We start from the raw sequence: 19,215 nt of genomic DNA on the forward strand, positions 1-19,215 counted from the left end.
TGCTATGTAACCAGCAAGTTGACTAAGGGCTGAAGAAGACTTTTGCCTCTTCGGCCAATATTATGCAAAAACTCAAAAAAGCCAAGGTAAAGGGGTAAAGCCTCTTGGGATATTCCCCTGTGAGGCCTTAGCCACGAGCGTAGAAGTGACCAAAACCCCTCCATAGTATTAACATGCACCTCGTAAATACCGTCTTTGTCATCATCACGAGCATACTCACCTTTGCCGTGACAGACCGTTTTATGTCTGAAGCCCCAGCTTTCAAGGTCATCATAGATGTTGTATTCATCGGTATAAATCTGGCTCTGTGGGGCTACGTGTTTCTTGATAAATGGTTCGATTGTCGCCTTCTTAACGTTCGACAGCATGTTGATAATGACCTGACCTCCCCTTTGAATCATTCCCAATACCGGCGGTTTGTCTTTTTCAAGAGTCCCACGGCCCGGAGCGCCTTTAAGCCTTCTTTTTCTCGGTGGACGATCCAGATTTTTTTAATGCTTCAGGGTGTCCCTTGTGACCAGCTACAATGTAGACCTCGTCGAATTCAACTTCGCCATCAAGAATCACTTCAGGCTTTCGGTCAACAACACCATTTCGTAAGACTGTGGTCATATGGTGTGCATCACTGACACACAGATCAAGTTCCTGAGCTATCTGGCTGTTGGAGACGTTCAGCCCCATTAAATAGAGACAGGCAATCCAGACTTTGAGTGGTCGGTGGTGTCCTGCGAAAACCGTATTTGTCAGGTCATCGAAGTAGCGCTTACAGGACTTACAGTAATAGTGCTGGCACTCTACCTGCACATTGTCGTGTCCATTCTTTTTGACATTCTCAGAATCACAGTGCGGACAGAGAACAGTGCCATCTGGCCAGCGGTTCTCACGGATCATCTCAAAGCAGGTGTCATTACTGATGATATCTGAGATTCGGCCTATATTCATGGTCAATGCTGGCGATGGCTAATTATATCCACCAAGGATAGTTCAGCAGTTCGGAATTCGAAAAGAGCCATAAACGATAATGAATAAACACCCGGAGGAGTCTGGTTATGATGGATACCAGGGAAGAGGCAGCGTGTGAAGCGAGAAAACTGCTGCTTGAGGAATACCACGGCATTTTATCTACGCACTCCAGGGATGTTCCGGGTTACCCCTTTGGTTCCGTTATGCCTTACTGTCTGGATGCCAATGGTTGTCCAGTTATTCAGATCAGCACCATTGCCCAGCACACCAAAAATATCGAAGAAAACCCAAGGGTTTCTCTGATCGTCAGTGACACGGACACCGACGACGTACACACCGCAGGACGCCTGACCTGGATGGGGGACGCTGAAAAAATCAAGAACCCGGAAGAAGTCGCCGGGCACTACTTCAACTATTTCCCTCAGGCCAGAAACTACAACAATACCCATAACTTTGACTTCTACCGTATCAAGCTGGTGAAGGCGCGTTTTATCGGTGGTTTTGGTAAGATTTTCTGGGTGAAAAATGAGCTGCTCTGCAAAGAGAACCCATTCTTTGGCGAAGCGGGCAAGGGCATGATTGATCATATGAATGAAGATCATGCAGATGCCATGGTGAAGTATTGTCTGGCAGCCAACGTTGTGATTCCTGAAGGGGTTAGTCCAAAAATGGCAGGCGTAGACTCAGAGGGTATACATATCCTGCTGGGTAGAAAAGTTGTCCGTATCCCATTTCCAGAGAATGCTAAAAGTGCCATGGAAGTTCGTCAGCAGCTGGTTGCCATGGCCAAAGCGGCTTAATATCACTCTGAACTGACAACTCTTGAAAAAAAACGACACCGCCTTTATATAGGAGGCTCCAATGATTAATGGGGCCTCTTATGCGCTTCCTCTTTCTACTATTTATTCTATTGCCCATTCTGGAAATGGTGGTGCTGATCAAAGTGGGCAGTATCATCGGAGCCTGGAATGCAGTTGCCCTGGTTATTCTGTCGATATTTATTGGCATTGAAGTGATTCGCCGTCAGGGCTTCAGAACAATGTTAAGTGCCCGCCAGAAAATGGCTGCCGGCGAAACACCGGCCATGGAAATGCTTGAGCATTTGGCCCTTGGCCTGGGTGGCTTGTTAATGCTGATTCCGGGCTTTATCACCGACTTTATGGGGATCTTCCTGTTGATCCCGCCGGTTCGCAGGTTATTAATTCGGCGATGGCTGGCAACCTGTGGTGTTCGTGTTGAGTCCGCTAACATTTATGAGGCTGAGTATCGCAGGGAAGCCGATGATCGGAAGCGCTCTCAGATCCGCCAGACTCTGGATGGTGAGTTTACCAGGGAACAAGATGATCACTCATCGCACCGGTGATGGAGGTCATCATTGAAGCGGAGCCCATTATTGGCTAGTCCGGGCACAAAACAGGGGGCTTTTGGCCGAACGACATCAAAACGGCAACAAAAAGATTGGGTGAAAGTCTCATATTGATCACACCCACAGGCCTTGAGCTACAGCAAACAGACGTAACACCAAATTTTTCAAACTGAATGGAGAGCAGCCAAACACAGCTATGATTCTAACAGCAAACAAAGAGTCAACGGTGAGAGGCCGCTCCGATGGAAGTATGTCAGCCACTAACCAAAGTCGCCAATGATTCCTGTCCTGCTATTGACCAACTGCAGCAAAAACTGACCCTACTTCGTCAGTCCAATAATCCAATCCAGCATTTTGAGGATCATGAAAACGAGATTCACTCCCTCTTTATTCAGGCGGAGCGAGAAATACTGGCAGAAGAACTGCAAAAATTAGACATCAATAAAGCTTCTATCGAAGTGAATGGGGTCGTGTATCACCAGGCATTACGCAGCTATCAAACCTACCAGTCAGCAGCAGGACCTGTCCGGGTATTGCGCAGCCTCTACCGCAATGCAGGGGATAAGTGCATTGTCCCTTTAGAGCTCAAGGCTGGCGTTGTAGAAGGCTACTGGTTACCAAAGGCTGCGAAGCAAGCAGCATGGATGGTTGCCCAGTTGCCGCCCGCGGACGTAAAAAGCTTACTCGATCTAATGGGGAATATGTCACCCTCAACCAGCTCTCTGGCACGTCTTCCCAAAAAACTCAACGAACAATGGGAGCAGCACCTTGACCCTTTCGAGACCCTTCTCGCGGAGAATCTCACAGTACCGCCTGACGCGGTGACGGTAGCTGCTTCCCTTGACGGTGTGATGCTACCAATGAAAGACGGCAAGCGTCAGGAGAAACGTGAAAAGAGTGTTGCTGAAGGCAAACGTACCCGAGGGCCAGCAGGTTGTCAGGAGGCCAGTTGTGGAACACTGTCGTTTTACGATGACCAGGGAGATCGCCTCTCTACGATCAGGATGGGACGAATGCCTGAAAGCAAGAAAGCGACATTGAAAAAATCCCTTTCAAACCTTCTGGATAAGGTGCTTCAGCAAAAGCCAAATCTGACTCTGGTCAAAGTGGCAGATGGAGCCCGGGACAATTGGACATACTTCACCAAAGAGCTACCGGAGGGAGAAGAAATTGTTGATTATTACCATGCGGCAGAACACCTGAAGAAGGCATTTGACCTGGCTTACGGTGAAAATAGCGCGAAGTCCAAAGAGAAATTCAGCACCTACCGACATATCCTGAAGGAGGAGCCGGGTGGGGTTGAAAAAATAATCAAGGCACTGGCTTACCAGCATAGCAAGCATCCCCGCCGATCGAAATTAAAGACAGAGTTAAAGTACTTCAGAAAAAACCGGTTACGGATGAATTATGCAGAACACCTGTCGCGCAACCTGCCCATAGGCTCAGGGGTCATTGAGGCGTCCTGTAAAACGCTGGTTACACAGCGAATGAAGTGTTCGGGAATGCGTTGGCGGTGTCCCGGGGGGCAAGGCATTCTGACACTCAGGTCACTAATTCAAAGTGGTTGGTTCGACTGTGGCTGGATGCTGCTGTCGGTAACGTACCGGGCCAAGGTAAATATGGTCAGTGATAATGTGATTCCATTTTCATCAGGGAAGGGTAATATTGAACGTTAGTACTCATCAATATGAGACTTTCACCCAAAAGATTAACAGGGCGCCAGGCCAATTGATTTGCAGTCTGGAGGTAATCAACAGTGATCGCAGGTTGTCAGCGATTTTAAATGTCATCCGCTGAATCCATGTCCTCAACGGAAACCAAAATACTCATTCGCTTTAATGAATGCAGGGTCTCCAGATTCGACATCAGCTCATCAGTCTGGGCACAAATAGTTTGTGCCTCTGTTTTCCAATCAGTGATTTTGTCGTGCAATGCTTTTTCCCTCCATTGGTCGTGATTCCCCATGTCCATTAATAAGCCACCGAGCGACACCATGCTGAGAGAGTGCATGTAGATCATCGGAAAATAAGCGGTTTTTCTGGGCAGGATTTCTTGCTGCACCGCTTTTTTAAGCCATTCGACCTCCTTGTGAATCAACTGCTTCCTGTTTTCTTCCTGCTTTTTTTTCCAGTCTTCGATAGGCTCAGAACTTTCAAGCCGGATCAGTTCATCACAAACGATGGCTTGCCTGACCAGATTCGAACAATCGGTCATGTATTGTTCAGAGAATGCCAATTGACTGATTGCTTTATCAATGGCAACAAAGAGGTTTGGGTATTCCTCTTGCTGGTATTTTCCCAGCTCCCCGATAACCGATTGACAAAACCTGATCGCCTTTTGGTAAGGGGCCATAAAAAACTCCGCTTCCCATAACGATTTGGCCAACTGCTCAGGTTCAATGCTTGTTGGCTGGCTAACGTCAGTAGCCCGGTCGATAATTGCCTGATACTTCGTTTCGAAAAGCTCAGTCCCCTGCAGCATGGGCAGTTTGGTATTAGCAGGCCTGATGAGCATCAGGTGATTTTTGTTCGTCGGTGAATAAACGGAAGAGACACAAGCTGCCTGCGCAACCTGATCAATTTCGATGATGGGCCACCGCAATAAATCATTATTGATTAAATGTTTGTATTCAGGAAGTCGGCCATTTGAGGTTGCCAGGTCCAAAGAGTCATAGGCCATATATACACCATTTTTCGAACACATGCTGATATTGAACAGAGAATGGTCTGCGAAACCACATAAGGAACCATCAGGCAGACGAAAGAACCCGAGTCTTGCCAATTCGGCTATGCGCTCATCACATAATTCAGGATGCATACGCGTATTGGAATGATAAAATGATTGACGCCGGTTCTGTTCACCAACCTCTACGAGCGTTTGATATTCAGTGTCACTGGCCACGACAGCCACATGTCTGTTTGCCAGCGATTTCAGGGGGATGGGCTCGCAGCGGCTAAAAATCTCAGCGGGCATAAATCGTAATTCCGGATTTAAATACACCATGTCTGTGTCTAACATCCTGATCGTGTATTCAAAATCGACATCCTCACGCAAGCTCGCTCCGTCGGTAAAAACTCTGGAAAAAATCGGATTGGCAAAGCAGGCTCTTTTTTCTGGCACCGGAATCATTCTGATATGACGAATGTGGGCATGATATTCCTGCCCAAACCCACTACCAGCGGTAAAACTTTCAGGAGGACTGATGTAAGGAACACCAAAAGTGGTGTTATTGGCAAACAGGCTGATATTCATTTTTATCACCATTAAAAAAATATTTGTATGAAGGCCTGACAATAATTTCACAACTTGGACTGCTTACTTACTCCAGCCCTTTGGACACTGGCTACCATTAAATAGTTTCCAAATTCCCATGACCGGCATAGCCGGTCATGGGAATGGGGCATCTGATTTTTTGGCCATCCGGCACCAAGACAATTCCACATTTTGAGCCGGCCCGATTCCTCTAGCGGTCTGACTTCATAGCCCTCACGGGGCAATCCATTGAGTTCCTTGCTCAGGAGCTTTCACGGCAAAAAGCAGGTTGTGACTGATGGTCGGGAAGAGTGCCCGGAATGATTTTTTGTAACTATTCAGCACTGAGCAAAGGCATATTACAGTAATTCCGAACAGCTCTATGAAGTGATTGATATATGTCCATTCCCGGCTATGTTCCCTTTAGTGGTTGGCGTTGTTTTTTTCTTCATACCTTGGAGTAATAAGTACTTAGATTTATTATAGGTACTTGAGAAAAACCAACAGAGCATAGGGCTTGGGAAGAGCAGTGAAAGACCTTGCTCAGTGGATTTCTTAGCTGGCAATGGCTGATATTTAATTTTAATAGCGTTTCAGTATTTCTGTTTAATACCTGAATATCTACAGCTATTAAAACTACCACCAACCATTAAAGGGAACTTAGCCTCCATTCCCTGTTTTCTGGCAGACGACAAATAGCTGCGAATCCGTGCAAACATAGAACCACCGTCTGCACTCCTGAAGCAGCCTGAGATTTTCTGCTTTAACTTGGCCATTCGAACATCCCGCTCACTGCCATTGTTATCGAAGGGAATGGTAAAATCTGACATGAAGCGCAGTGTCTCAGCCTTGAACTCAGTGAGTCGTTTGAAGAGATTGTAAGCTTTAGTATTCTTGACTTTCTTGCGCTTAAGCTCCTCTCGTTGCTTCTCCATATAGACGACTTCTTTCATTAGAGCCCGCTGAAGCAACCGGTCATAAATCTTCTCGATTCGTTCACAGACAACACTTGGCATCTGTAGCATACCTATGGTCTTAAAGCCCTTGCAGTAATGCCAGGAAAGCCTCAGTAGCTTCATCAATCGCAACGCCAGTTGATTGCTGTCCCTATCAACAACACCCAAAAGCTCCCTCAGGTGATGGGCATTGCAAAGTACGTGAGTTGCCGCATATGCAAAATAGGATTTCCAATGATCATGAACCAGAACGCCTGCAAATGTTAGCAGTATGCCCATCGTGTCCATGGCCTCACGACCTCGCTTTTCAGACAAGTAGTAGAGCGTCCATTGTTCATCCCGCATAACGTGTAGCCAGTGCAAAGAGCCCTCGGCCCGCATACCCGTTTCATCGGCTCCGGCAACAGACGATTCCCGCAAGGCGTCACGAATAACCTCTTCAGTAGAAGCCAGATTTTCATAGGTTCTGGCCACAAAATTGGCGACAGTGCCTGCACTTACACTCATTTTATAGAGAGTATTAAAATACTCTGACACGCGCTTAAAAGGCAGGAAATGGTATTGGTTAAGATAGACGGCCATAGCCTGTGTGGCTGAGCCATATTGTGCGGCAGCGGTAACACCTTCCGGGAATTCAGCCTGATTCCGACAACCACAAGTGCAGATTTTTACTTCAGCTCTATGGGCCGTTACTTCAAATTCACCCGGTCTCCCTGGTTCAAACACCTGTCGTTCAATATATTTGACCGGCTCACTATCAAGAAGAGACGCCTGACATTTATTGCATTCTTTAACCGGAAGGTACTCAATATAGTCAGGGATATCGACCTGTTTAAGACAAGTGCCCTGATGCCCTTTCTTTCCACCGGCTTTATTACCAGAAGACTGTCTCAGACTTTTAGGATTGGGTTTTTCATCCGATGGATCGGTACCTTTATCTGCGGAAAGGTCGTCAGAATGATCTGGAGAATTACTGTTTTTACAAGGTTTTTGATAACCATCAGACGATGGCGGCTTGCTGCTGTTTTGACTGTTCTTGCCAACCTTTTCTTCCAATTCTCGACATCGCTCTTCCAGACAGGCAACTCTCATCCGCAGCTCTGCATTCTCTTTCAAGAGAATCTCAGCCGACATAGTTGCGGGTAGTTCTGGAATCATGCTGGCGAATATTGTGGAAAAATGGTGCTTAAGAGGATGGTATAAAAATCAGAAAATTCCAGATTTATGTGGGGGTGCTGAACAGTTACGATTTTTTTTATAGCTGCCTCTTGAAAACAAAGTTGCCCACCCATACTAAGTAGATCACCTGATAGGGTGACGGCCCGGAGCAGCTTGCCGCTCCGGGTCAAATCGGATTAACCAAGCAAACTGTTGGAGAAAGAATCGATGAAAATCCGTCCGTTGCGTGATCGCGTGGTCGTTCGTCGTGTCGAAGAAGAAACTACCTCTGCTGGTGGCATCGTGCTGCCAGGTACTGCCACTGAAAAGCCTAACCAGGGCGTTGTGGTTGCCGTCGGCGATGGCGTGTTTCTGGACAATGGTGAAAAGCGTCCTGTTGGCGTTAGCGTTGGTGACAAGGTTATCTTCGGCAAATATGCAGACTCAAACACCGTGAAGATTGATGGTGAAGAGCTGATCATTCTGTCTGAGAATGACATTTCCGCCGTTCTGGAAGGCTGATTGTTCAGCAATCACACGATATTTTCTCGGTTTTACACGATTTCTTAAAATAGTGCACAGGGTCACCAACCATGGCAGCTAAACAAGTAAAATTCGGCGACGAAGCTCGCAAAGAAATGCTCAAGGGCGTCAACATCCTGGCTGATGCTGTAAAGGCTACTCTGGGTCCCAAGGGACGTAACGTTCTGCTCGAAAAGTCCTTCGGCGCTCCTACCATCACTAAAGATGGTGTTTCCGTCGCCAAGGAAATCGAACTGAAAGACAAGTTCCAGAACATGGGTGCCCAGCTGGTTAAGGAAGTGGCTTCCCAGGCTAACGATCAGGCAGGTGATGGTACTACCACTGCTACCGTACTGGCTCAGTCCATCCTGAACGAAGGTCTTAAGTACGTTGCCGCTGGCATGAATCCAATGGATCTGAAGCGTGGTATCGACAAAGCGGTTGCCGCTGTTGTGGAACAGCTCAAGGCCATGTCCACTCCATGTGAAGACAGCAAATCCATCGCCCAGGTGGGTACCATCTCTGCCAACTCCGATGAAATCGTTGGTCAGATCATCGCTGAAGCCATGGAAAAAGTTGGCAAGGAAGGCGTTATCACTGTTGAAGAAGGCAGTGGTCTGGAAAACGAACTGGAAGTCGTCGAAGGCATGCAATTTGACCGCGGCTACCTCTCTCCATACTTCATCAACAACCAGGAAAGAATGTCGGCTGAACTGGAAAGCCCGTTCATCCTGCTGGTTGACAAGAAAATCTCCAATATCCGTGAACTGCTGCCAGTACTGGAAGCCGTTGCCAAAGCTGGCAAGCCGCTGATGATCATCGCTGAAGATGTTGAAGGCGAAGCCCTGGCAACTCTGGTGGTGAACAACATGCGCGGTATCGTTAAGGTGACTGCCGTTAAAGCCCCCGGCTTCGGTGATCGTCGTAAGGCCATGCTGCAGGATATCGCTATCCTGACCGGCGCGACTGTGATCTCTGAAGAAGTTGGCCTGTCTCTGGAAACCGCCACTCTGGACGACCTGGGTACTGCCAAGCGTGTGCAGGTAACCAAAGAAGATACCACCATCGTTGACGGTGCTGGCGTTCACGCTGACATCGTTGCCCGTGTTGAGCAGATCCGTGCCGAGATCGAAAACTCTTCTTCTGACTACGACAAAGAGAAGTTGCAGGAGCGCGTAGCGAAGCTGGCGGGTGGTGTTGCCGTTGTTAAGGTTGGCGCTGCTACCGAAGTTGAGATGAAAGAGAAGAAAGCCCGCGTTGAAGACGCCCTGCACGCTACCCGTGCGGCGGTTGAAGAAGGTGTGGTTGCCGGTGGTGGTGTTGCCCTGGTTCGCGCTCTGTCTGCCATCAATGTTGAAACCATCAACGCAGAACAGCGTGCCGGTGTTGAACTGATCCTGCGTGCCCTGGAAGGACCAATCCGTCAAATCGCTACCAACTCTGGTGACGAAGCCTCTGTTGTGGTTGACAAGGTTAAGGCTGGCTCTGGTAACTTCGGTTACAATGCGGCTACCGGTGAATACGGCGACATGATCGAAATGGGTATCCTGGATCCAGCCAAGGTAACCCGTGCTGCTCTGCAGGCTGCCGCTTCTGTCGCAGGCCTGATGATCACTACTGCTGCCATGGTTGCTGATGAGCCTCAGGACGACGCTCCAGCGATGCCTGATATGGGTGGCATGGGTGGAATGGGTGGTATGGGCGGCATGATGTAATGCGACGAGAGTCGCGCAGGTAGTTAGCCTGGCTGGGTTAAACCGTAAGTGACCACTAACTTTTTGAGTTTTTGGTCACCCCGCTTCTAGTAAAAAATAGCATTTCAATCTAACCGATATCCGGTCTGAATCATGACCGGATATCGGCCTTTCTCATTCGAGAAAGCCGTTATCAGGGTATGGGGTTATGCATGTTCCATCCCGGCCTGCAAATAAAAATTCAGCTTTCAGCACAATGTTTTTTTCCGCAACCAATACCAGACAAACTCGCTATCTGTTATCAGATATCGCTTTGGGTTGTTCCCCGTTGCATGGCAACCGAAAAAGCATTGAACTTATCTTTCTCTGACAACGGGAAGCGCCCCGGTACCAACAAAACCCGGGAATTCATGTAAAGACTGGCGTTTTTTTAACGCCTCCCCAAGGCAGTGGTAATGGTATTGATTACGAGTAGCTTGGCAACAACTCGGTTGGCATATAACAGTTCAACTCGCCACTGGCCACCAGCTCCGATGCCTTTTGAATATCAGGAAAGAAATACCGGTCCTGATCATAGAACGGAATATCCTTTCTCACCGTTTTCATCACTCGCTGCAACGTTTTCGACGTTTTGTAGGGCTTCCTCATATCCACTCCCTGTGCCGCCGCCAGCAATTCAATACCCACAATAGACGAGGTATTACCGTTCATCTCCCGCAATCGACGCGCTCCGTAAGTTGCCATGGACACATGATCTTCCTGGTTGGCAGAAGTGGGCAGACTATCAGCAACGGAAGGATGGCAAAGACAACGGTTTTCACTGGCCAGGGCTGCCGCCGTATTATGGGCAATCATAAAGCCGGAATTGACGCCGCTATTCTTGACCAGAAAGGGTGGCAGTCCACTCAGGTGTTGATCCACCAGCAAAGCGATGCGTCGTTCACTGATGGCTCCGATTTCGGCAATGGCCAGAGCCAGTGCTTCGGCGGCCATTCCGGTAGGCTCGGCGTGAAAGTTACCACCGGAGAGTATTTCATTCTCCTCAACAAAGACCAGGGGGTTATCTGTGACGCCGTTAGCTTCCACTTCAAGCAGGCGTGCGGCATAACGCATTTGCTCCAGACAGGCTCCCATTACCTGAGGCTGGCACCTCAGTGAATATGGATCCTGGACCTTGTCACAGTCTATGTGGGCCTGTCCAATGTCACTGTGGTCCAGCGTGATACGGTAGGCATGGGCAATATCAATTTGCCCTTTAAGGCCGCGAGCCTGGTGAATACGTGGGTCAAAAGGGCGACGACTGCCCATCGCGGCTTCAACGGAAAGACTTCCGGCAATGACGGCTGATGCCATTAAATCCTCGGCACCAAACAGTCCCTGCAAAGCAAAGGCGGTACTGGCCTGGGTGCCATTCAATAGTGCAAGCCCTTCCTTGGGGGCCAGTTTCATGGGCTCCATACCAGCGTAAGCCAGGGCTTCCATGGCCGTCATCTGCTGACCATTCACCAGGGCATGACCTTCACCCAATAACAAACAGCTCATGTGGGCCAGCGGTGCAAGATCACCACTGGCCCCCACCGACCCCTTCTCGGGTACACAGGGATAAACCCCCAGATTGATCAGTTGCATCAGCGCGTCAATTAATTCCAGCCTTACGCCTGAAAGGCCTCGGGCAAGGCTGTTAATTTTCAATACCATCATCAGGCGGACAGTGCTTTGATCCATAAACTGACCGACACCGGTGGCATGAGAGAGCACAATACTGCGCTGTAGAGCCTCAAGCTCCCGGTCTTGAATTCGGGTGTTGGCCAGAAGGCCAAAACCGGTATTGATGCCATATACGACCCGATTCTCAGCCAGTGCCTGATTGACACAGGCAACACTTTTGTTAATGGCCGGATAACAGGCTGGGTCCAGCTTAATCTGGACCTCGTAGCGGCTAACCTTACGCAGGTCGCTCAGTGATAATTTTCCCGGTGAAATCACTAACTCACTCATGCCTGGCTCTCCTTGTGTTCAGGGCTATCTTTGTGCTCAGGGCTATCCTCACGCTCAAGGCTATCTTTGTGCTCAAGGCTGTGTCCCGACTGCATGGGCAGATCCAGGCCGTTCTCCTGCGCGCACTCCCGGGCAATGTCATACCCCGCATCGGCATGACGCATCACTCCGGTTCCCGGGTCATTCCACAACACTTTGCCGAGTTTCTCCCGGGCTTCATCGCTACCATCGGCCACAATGACGACCCCCGAATGCTGGCTGTACCCAATACCAACGCCACCACCATGATGGATACTCACCCAGGTGGCACCCGATGCAGTATTCAACAAGGCATTCAGCAGCGGCCAGTCAGAGACGGCATCACTGCCATCCTGCATACCCTCGGTTTCCCGGTTAGGGCTGGCAACTGAACCAGAATCCAGGTGATCACGGCCAATTACCACTGGCGCACTGAGCTCACCACTAGCCACCATATCGTTAAAGGCCTGCCCCAGGCGAGCCCGGTCCTGCAAGCCTACCCAGCAGATACGGGCAGGCAGCCCCTGGAAAGCGATACGCTCCCTGGCCATATCCAGCCAGTTATGGAGATGCGCATCGTCTGGAATCAGCTCTTTGACTTTCTGGTCAGTCTTGTAGATGTCTTCAGGATCACCGGACAAGGCCGCCCAGCGGAAAGGGCCAATCCCCTGGCAGAAGAGTGGGCGAATATAGGCGGGTACAAAACCGGGGAAGTCAAAGGCATTTTCAACCCCGACTTCTTTTGCCATCTGTCTTATATTGTTGCCGTAATCAACCGTTGCAGCCCCCCGTTTCTGCAGTTCCAGCATGGCTCGCACCTGGATGGCCATTGACTCTCGTGCCGCCCCGGTGACAGACGCTTCATCTGAATGACGGCGCTCACTGGCCTGTTCCAACGTCCACCCTTTGGGCAAATAACCATTTAACGGGTCATGGGCTGATGTCTGATCCGTCACCACATCCGGCGTAATGTTGCGCTCAACCAGTTCGGGGAATACATCCGCCGCATTCGCCAGCAAACCAACCGAAATCACTTTATTTTCCGACTTGGCCTGTTCAATCATGGCCAGCGCTTCATCCAGCGTTGCCGCTTTTTTATCCAGGTAACGGGTTTTCAGGCGAAAGTCGATTCGAGACTCATCCACTTCACAGGCCAGCATGGAAAAACCGGCCATAGTTGCGGCCAGAGGCTGAGCCCCTCCCATGCCACCAAGACCACCGGTAAGAATCCACTTGCCCGCTGCGTTGCCGTTAAAGTGGGTTTTGGCCATAGCCACAAAGGTTTCGTAGGTGCCCTGGACAATGCCCTGGGAACCAATGTAAATCCATGAGCCAGCGGTCATCTGGCCATACATCATCAGGCCTTGCTTATCCAACTCATGGAAGTGCTCCCAATTTGCCCAGTAAGGCACAATGTTCGAGTTGGCAATCAATACCCGGGGAGCCTCGGAGTGGGTTTTGAACACCCCGACAGGTTTTCCGGACTGCACGAGCAATGTCTCATCGGTTTGCAGGCGCTTCAGGGTTGCCACAATCTGGTCGTAGCAATCCCAATCCCGGGCTGCCCGGCCAATACCGCCATAAACCACCAGCTGCTCAGGATGCTCCGCTACTTCCGGATCCAGGTTATTCATCAACATACGCAGAGGGGCTTCTACCTGCCAGCTGCAGGTATTCAGATCAGCACCTCTGGGAGCCCGAATAATCCGGTCAGGGTCAAATCGTCGATGCCCTTTACTGCCAGCCTTGCCAGTAGGCTCTTTGCCATCGGCTATAAGCCTCTTCGCCTGTTCATTTGCCATATTCACCATCCTTTACATTACGTTGTTTTATTGTGGAAATATCGCCTGCAAACTGTAAATGGTCTCCCAGCCGGTATCGGTCGCCGGGGTGCATCAGCTTGGCCAGGCTGACCACACCATAACGACACCAGCTTCTTCTCATAATTCTCAGACAGGGAGCGCCGGATTCCATCGCCAGTGCTCCGGCAATGTCTTCCGAAGGTAATATCGCCTCTACGACATGTGTTGCTTCTGTCAGTGCGGCTACCCGGTTCAGATAAACATTGGGGGTTTCCCGGGAAAAATCCTGTTTCAGATAGTCAGGAGCAAACCGTGGGTTAATATGACGATCTTCCCACTGCAGGGGCAGCCCGTTTTCATAGTGAACAATGATGGAGTGAAAAAACGAAGCCGACTCGGGTAACTCCAGAGAAACCGCAATGGCCTCGGATGCTTTTTCTTCACGCAGACGCATTACCCGGTTGCTGTATCCATGCCCCCGTTCCCTGATCTCGTCGGCAATATTTCTCACCGTCAGCATGGATGATTGCGGCCTGGGAGGCGCCACAAACGTGCCCAACCCCTGCTGACGCATCAGAATGCCCGAAGCAGTCAGCTCCTGCAGTGCTTTTCTGGCGGTCATCCGGCTTACCGAGAATTGCTGGCAAAGCTCATTCTCAGAAGGCACTTTACTGGATTCAGCCCACTCACCACACTCGATCTTGTCCAGAATAAAGTGCTTAATCTGCTGATAACGAGGCAATAGGCTTTGATTCATAATGTATGGGTACCGATCAGGCATCAGGCGATTCTACGGAATCACAGGTTGCTCTTGAAACTTTATTGTATATAGTTGTATATACAATTTAACAATAATGCAAATTGCCCGGTTTTAATCAAGATGTGAATCACTCTTGAGGCTACCGCTCATCACTCAGTCAACCGATAATGGCCGGACACCATGAACAACAGTAATGCTGGCGAATCCCTGACCTCCTGCGATCTGCTTATTCGGAATATTCACCTTGCCACCATGGACCCGGCACGGGCTTCAATCAACCCTGACTGGCACCACAAGAGCGCATCATGCCCCTATAACAGCATCCGTCAGGGAGCCATTCTGGTGCGGGACGGAAAGATTGTGTGGGCAGGTGTAGAGTCGGAATTACCCAAAGACAGCAGGGCAAAAACAACCATCGATGGCCAGGGACAGTGGTTAACACCCGGCCTGATCGACTGCCACACTCACCTGGTCTACGCCGGCGACCGCTCCAGAGAATTTGAACAACGGCTTGAAGGCGTTAGCTATGAAACCATCGCCAAACAGGGGGGCGGTATTCTCTCCACCGTCAAAGCCACCCGGGCAGCTACAGTTGATGAACTGGTCGCTGATTCCCGTCCCCGGCTCGAGGCGCTGCTGGCGGAAGGGGTCACCACCCTGGAAATCAAATCCGGCTATGGCCTGGATACCGAAACCGAAACGAAAATGCTCCAGGCGGCAAGCCTGCTGGCCAGCGAGTACCCTGTCACCGTCATTCGTACCTTCCTGGGTGCCCATGCTTTGCCACCGGAATACCAAAACCGGGCAGACGATTATATTGAGCACGTCTGCACGGAGATGATTCCTGCCATTGCGAAAGGACAACTGGCCGATGCTGTGGATGTGTTTTGTGAAAACATTGCCTTTTCACCCGAGCAGACCGAACAGGTGTTCAAGGCTGCCAAAGCCCATGGGCTGGGCATTAAGCTCCATGGGGAGCAACTTTCTGACAGTGGCGGTACCCAACTGGCGGTAAAGCATCAGGCGCTTTCCGTGGACCATCTGGAATACCTGAGCCAGTCTGGTATTGATGCCCTTAAAAACAGCAATACAGTGGCCACACTGCTGCCCGGTGCCTTCTACTTCCTCCGGGAAACCAAACTGCCACCTGTCGATGGGTTAAGGGAAGCTGGCGTTCCCATTGCCATTGCAACCGATTTGAACCCCGGCACATCCCCTCTCGCCTCTATACGGCTAATGATGAATATGGCCTGCACCTTGTTTCGTATGACCCCTTCCGAGGCACTTGCCGGTTGTACCCGAAATGCGGCACAGGCTCTTGGGCTTCAGGAAAAAACCGGCAGAATCAAAGAGGGCCTGGATGCGGACCTGTTACTCTGGCCTGTCAGCCATCCTGCCTCGCTGGCGGCCGGACTCACAGGAATCTCCCCTTCCCTGATCATAAAAAGTGGCCAAATTGTGAAATCAACCATCTCCAGTAACCAATCATTCTCCTGGTCTGGCCGTATTGATCAGGAAACGGACTCACAAGCTGCACAACGCTGGCATCAGAAGGTTCGTCCTTATGCACCGGGTGGCGAAAAAGGGGTTGCTTTACTGGGGTTTGAGTCGGATGAAGGTGTGCGTCGAAATCAGGGGCGCCCCGGCGCGGCCAAAGGGCCAGACCATATTCGACAAGCCCTGACCAACCTTCCCTGGAATCGCAATGCCCCGGTTTGGGATGTGGGCAACATCCGCTGCAATGGCACGGATCTTGAGCAGGCACAACAGAGCTATGCCCGACAAATGTGCAAACTGTTAGATAATGGTCACTTGGTGATTGGCCTGGGCGGTGGCCATGAAATTGGCTGGGCTTCCTACCGGGGCTTAATGAAACATCTGGAAAAGCCAGAGAAGGGTAAAGACAGTCACCCGGTCAAAGTGGGCATCATCAACTTTGATGCCCACTTTGACCTCCGGCTGCCCGAAGTGGGTCCAAGCTCAGGAACCCCTTTCTGGCAGGCGTCTGAGTATGCCAGGGAGCAAAATATCCCCTTCAATTACTTTTGTCTTGGCATCAGTGAAAGCAGTAATACCCGGGCACTGTTTAATCGAGCAGATGAACTGGGTGTTACTTATCGACTCGATAGGGCAATGACTCTGCTGAACCTGCCATCACTGCAACAGGATATCCGGCAATTTATCGATAAGGTGGATCATATCTACCTGACCATCGACATAGATGCCTTCCCGGCCTCCCTGGCCCCCGGCGTCAGCGCACCCGCTGCCAGAGGAATACCCCCGGAGGTTGTTGAACCGTTGCTGGATACCATCAAACACAGTGGTAAGCTGAAACTCTTTGATATCGCTGAAACTTGTCCGAAATACGATATTGATGCTCACACGGCTCGGCTGGCGGCGCGGTTAATTCATCAGTTGGCCGGACAAAACCCGCTGATTGCAACAAATCCAGGACCATGAATCACAGTGGTCGATGCTAATTTCAACGTAAACAAATCTCGCTATTTCACTAACCAACTGATCCTGGTATGAAACGTTCAGTACGCCAGATGAGAGCAGCAAGTCACAAGACAATCGGTATTGCAAAATCACCGCCAGCCTCTATGATGCCAGATTTCCCAAAAGCCCAGAGATGACTCCCATGGCTATAGCCCCCTTTCGATTAGGTAATATTGACCAGTATGAAGACCCGGATGCCGCCAACGATAAACTTGAGCAATGGCTGAATAACACCCGCTTATTTTTTCTCGCATCCCCTGAGTACCAGAAGTTGTCCAAAGCCAATAAAAAAGGGGAAGGCAGCTGGTTCGATATGTTTATGAACCTCTACCTGAACTACATTGGCACAGACCTGAAAGATCTGGATGTGGATGCAGCGGAGCAGATTATGCTGGATCTCTATCCCCGCAAGTTGATCTGCTCCGACACTCAGGCCAAAACCATTGTGCCGGAGTTGATTGCCTACTGGCAGATGCTCCACCGCATCCTGAATGGGGGCAAGCAGCGCAGACTAAAGCATGCTGAGAGCGTCATTACCTTCCTGGACAGTATTCGCAAAAACTACCTGAGTATTTATCAGGGCAAGGGAGGCAGTCATCCTTTCGCAGGTGTTGATTTTCAGACATTAATGCAGGAAGCGCTGAATCCACCAGTCGGACAGGACAATGACTGGGTGGCTGAACTGATTGCCGACGCTGCAAGGCATTTGCCAGAGTACAAACAACAGCCCGCCCCGCCAGATCATTGGCTGCCACTTCGCGAGCTGACCAATGTCGCTGAATTGCTGGATTATGTTTGCCATATTGGTTTTGACCATCAGCTCCCTGGCGCCGATGAGGCCGTTTCTGAACTGCTGGGCTGTGCCTTCCAGGATGTTTTTATGCGGATCAGGCAAGGTGACCAACAGGCCCGAACGTTCTGGCAATCCATGGAGCATCAGATCATCCACAGCGGTGAAGATAATGCCCTCAATCCTGATGGCATGAATGTGGTGTTTGCCGTGTTATCCCACCATAAGCAATTCCTGTCTCCGCAATTTCTTGAATTTGTTCATCAGTGGTATACGGACAATGTCACCGAAATGGCACCCGATGAGTTGACCCCGGAAGCTGTTGGACAGACGCTGCAGAAGATGATCAGCGAGATACCGGACGAGTTTGCTCTGGTCTCTATCCTGCACGAACAACTGGCTTTTCTTCCGCCGGAAGGATTGGAACTGATCAGCCATGCGCTCATCACCTCCGAAAAAGGCCTGAACGGTGTCGCCCTGATGATGCTGGATGATAATCAGGAGCGGGCCATAAGCATTGTGAAAGTGCTGAGCCAGAATGTTGCCGCCATTACGCCGGTGACCCTGGCCCGGCTGATTCGAATGCGTAACTGGCTGAAAGCCCCCGTCAAGGACAAAGTGGACAAACTGATTCAGGCTGCCCGCAAAAAAGGCATAGTACCCAGTGCTCCAGAGCCATTGCCAGCCAGTGATATCCTCGACATCTATATGTCTGCGGTTGATGGTGCTGGCGCACAAGGCACGATGATCATCCTCCGCGACGGCAATCATCAGCGGTTGATCTCGTTTGTCCTGAAAGAGTCCGCAGGTATTTTGGATGTGCTGGTCACACCGCCGGTACCGAAACGTCAGATACAACAGTATGTCTCAACGATGAAACAACAGGATTTGGCGGCAGAAAGAGTTTCTATGGAACTTATCCACAAGCAGCTGCCATTTTTCCTCGCTCTTAATCTGAAAAGCGGTATTGCCATTGACCACGAACTGGTACAAGTGATGGAGCTTCTGGGAGTGGAGGACTGGAATCCGGAAAGTACGGAATTAACTACGCTTTTTAATCCCTTGTTATTGAAAGCACCTTCGCTGGCAGAAATTGCCTCGGTACAGAAACGCTCGGCAAAATGGACACAAAGTGCCATTGGTCGGTCGTGGTTTGAAGCCCCCGATATGATTGGTCCCTTCAGCAAGCTGAATACCCGGAGTGACGAAACGTTTTTTGCAGAGGTGATTGCACCTGCCCGGGGAAAATGGGCAGAACGGTTGGGGCGCATGGCTTTGTGGGCACATTACTGCACCAATAAAAACAGGCAGAAGCAAAGCACGGATTATGCCATAGCCAACTGGTTGCTGGCACACTCAGACCTGCCTGCCCACGAAATCAGCTTGTTGAATGCGATTGCCCGAAACTCGATATAATATGCCACGCCCTGCTATTGG

14 protein-coding genes are annotated in these 19,215 nt (G+C 50.2%); 7 read left to right on the forward strand and 7 right to left on the reverse strand.

The features are described from left to right. Window positions 1-2: 2 nt before the first annotated feature. Together MJO57_RS04970 and MJO57_RS04975 are read right to left on the reverse strand one after the other, a co-directional pair. Entirely contained in the window at window positions 3-485 is a 483-nt protein-coding gene (locus tag MJO57_RS04970) for an IS1595 family transposase (RefSeq protein WP_252026893.1), read from the reverse strand. Then, the gene (locus MJO57_RS04975) at window positions 454-942 is read right to left on the reverse strand and encodes a transposase (RefSeq protein WP_252018524.1); all 489 of its coding nucleotides are present in this window, start codon (window positions 940-942) and stop codon (window positions 454-456) included. The genes MJO57_RS04970 and MJO57_RS04975 overlap by 32 nt, the downstream gene beginning before the upstream one ends. 107 nt (window positions 943-1,049) lie before the next feature. On the opposite strand from MJO57_RS04975, the gene MJO57_RS04980 reads away from it, so the two are divergent. From MJO57_RS04980 to MJO57_RS04990, 3 genes are all read left to right on the forward strand, one after another. Next, window positions 1,050-1,763 carry a HugZ family protein gene (locus MJO57_RS04980; RefSeq protein ID WP_252023445.1) on the forward strand — a complete coding sequence of 238 codons (714 nt, stop codon included), beginning with the start codon at window positions 1,050-1,052 and terminating at the stop codon, window positions 1,761-1,763. 68 nt (window positions 1,764-1,831) lie between these two features. Next, the gene (locus tag MJO57_RS04985; RefSeq protein ID WP_252023446.1) at window positions 1,832-2,326 is read left to right on the forward strand and encodes an FxsA family protein; all 495 of its coding nucleotides are present in this window, start codon (window positions 1,832-1,834) and stop codon (window positions 2,324-2,326) included. A 245-nt stretch (window positions 2,327-2,571) separates the two neighbouring features. After that, window positions 2,572-4,005 carry a hypothetical protein gene (locus tag MJO57_RS04990; protein WP_252023447.1) on the forward strand — a complete coding sequence of 478 codons (1,434 nt, stop codon included), beginning with the start codon at window positions 2,572-2,574 and terminating at the stop codon, window positions 4,003-4,005. Window positions 4,006-4,108: 103 nt separating this feature from the next. Here the strand turns inward: MJO57_RS04990 and MJO57_RS04995 are convergent, their stop codons facing one another. Together MJO57_RS04995 and MJO57_RS05000 are read right to left on the reverse strand one after the other, a co-directional pair. After that, window positions 4,109-5,581, reverse strand: a complete 1,473-nt coding sequence (locus MJO57_RS04995; protein ID WP_252023448.1) for a hypothetical protein — start codon at window positions 5,579-5,581, stop codon at window positions 4,109-4,111. A gap of 593 nt (window positions 5,582-6,174) precedes the next feature. Further along, complete coding sequence (locus tag MJO57_RS05000; RefSeq protein ID WP_252023449.1) at window positions 6,175-7,695, reverse strand: IS66 family transposase; 1,521 nt, start codon at window positions 7,693-7,695, stop codon at window positions 6,175-6,177. 228 nt (window positions 7,696-7,923) lie between these two features. On the opposite strand from MJO57_RS05000, the gene MJO57_RS05005 reads away from it, so the two are divergent. Together MJO57_RS05005 and groL are read left to right on the forward strand one after the other, a co-directional pair. Beyond that, window positions 7,924-8,217: a co-chaperone GroES gene (locus tag MJO57_RS05005; RefSeq protein WP_252026950.1), complete on the forward strand. Its 294-nt coding sequence runs from the start codon at window positions 7,924-7,926 to the stop codon at window positions 8,215-8,217. Window positions 8,218-8,288: 71 nt separating this feature from the next. After that, window positions 8,289-9,932, forward strand: a complete 1,644-nt coding sequence (gene groL, locus MJO57_RS05010; protein WP_252023450.1) for a chaperonin GroEL — start codon at window positions 8,289-8,291, stop codon at window positions 9,930-9,932. A 444-nt stretch (window positions 9,933-10,376) separates the two neighbouring features. Here the strand turns inward: groL and hutH are convergent, their stop codons facing one another. From hutH to hutC, 3 genes are read right to left on the reverse strand one after another with little or no spacing between them, the layout of a single operon-like run. After that, window positions 10,377-11,909, reverse strand: a complete 1,533-nt coding sequence (gene hutH, locus MJO57_RS05015; protein WP_252023451.1) for a histidine ammonia-lyase — start codon at window positions 11,907-11,909, stop codon at window positions 10,377-10,379. After that, complete coding sequence (hutU, locus tag MJO57_RS05020; protein WP_252023452.1) at window positions 11,906-13,729, reverse strand: urocanate hydratase; 1,824 nt, start codon at window positions 13,727-13,729, stop codon at window positions 11,906-11,908. Before hutU ends, hutH begins: the two co-directional genes overlap by 4 nt. After that, window positions 13,719-14,486 carry a histidine utilization repressor gene (hutC, locus tag MJO57_RS05025; RefSeq protein WP_252023453.1) on the reverse strand — a complete coding sequence of 256 codons (768 nt, stop codon included), beginning with the start codon at window positions 14,484-14,486 and terminating at the stop codon, window positions 13,719-13,721. Before hutC ends, hutU begins: the two co-directional genes overlap by 11 nt. 183 nt (window positions 14,487-14,669) lie before the next feature. Here hutC and hutI point away from each other — a divergent pair, with 183 nt between their 5' ends. Beyond that, window positions 14,670-16,949 (forward strand): imidazolonepropionase, encoded by a 2,280-nt coding sequence (hutI, locus tag MJO57_RS05030; RefSeq protein ID WP_252023454.1) that lies wholly within the window; start codon window positions 14,670-14,672, stop codon window positions 16,947-16,949. A gap of 181 nt (window positions 16,950-17,130) precedes the next feature. Further along, entirely contained in the window at window positions 17,131-19,194 is a 2,064-nt protein-coding gene (locus tag MJO57_RS05035; RefSeq protein ID WP_252023455.1) for a hypothetical protein, read from the forward strand. Window positions 19,195-19,215 lie beyond the last annotated feature (21 nt).

Origin of the sequence: Endozoicomonas sp. SCSIO W0465 (genome assembly GCF_023716865.1) — a bacterium.
In the GTDB taxonomy this organism is placed as follows: Bacteria; Pseudomonadota; Gammaproteobacteria; order Pseudomonadales; family Endozoicomonadaceae; genus Endozoicomonas.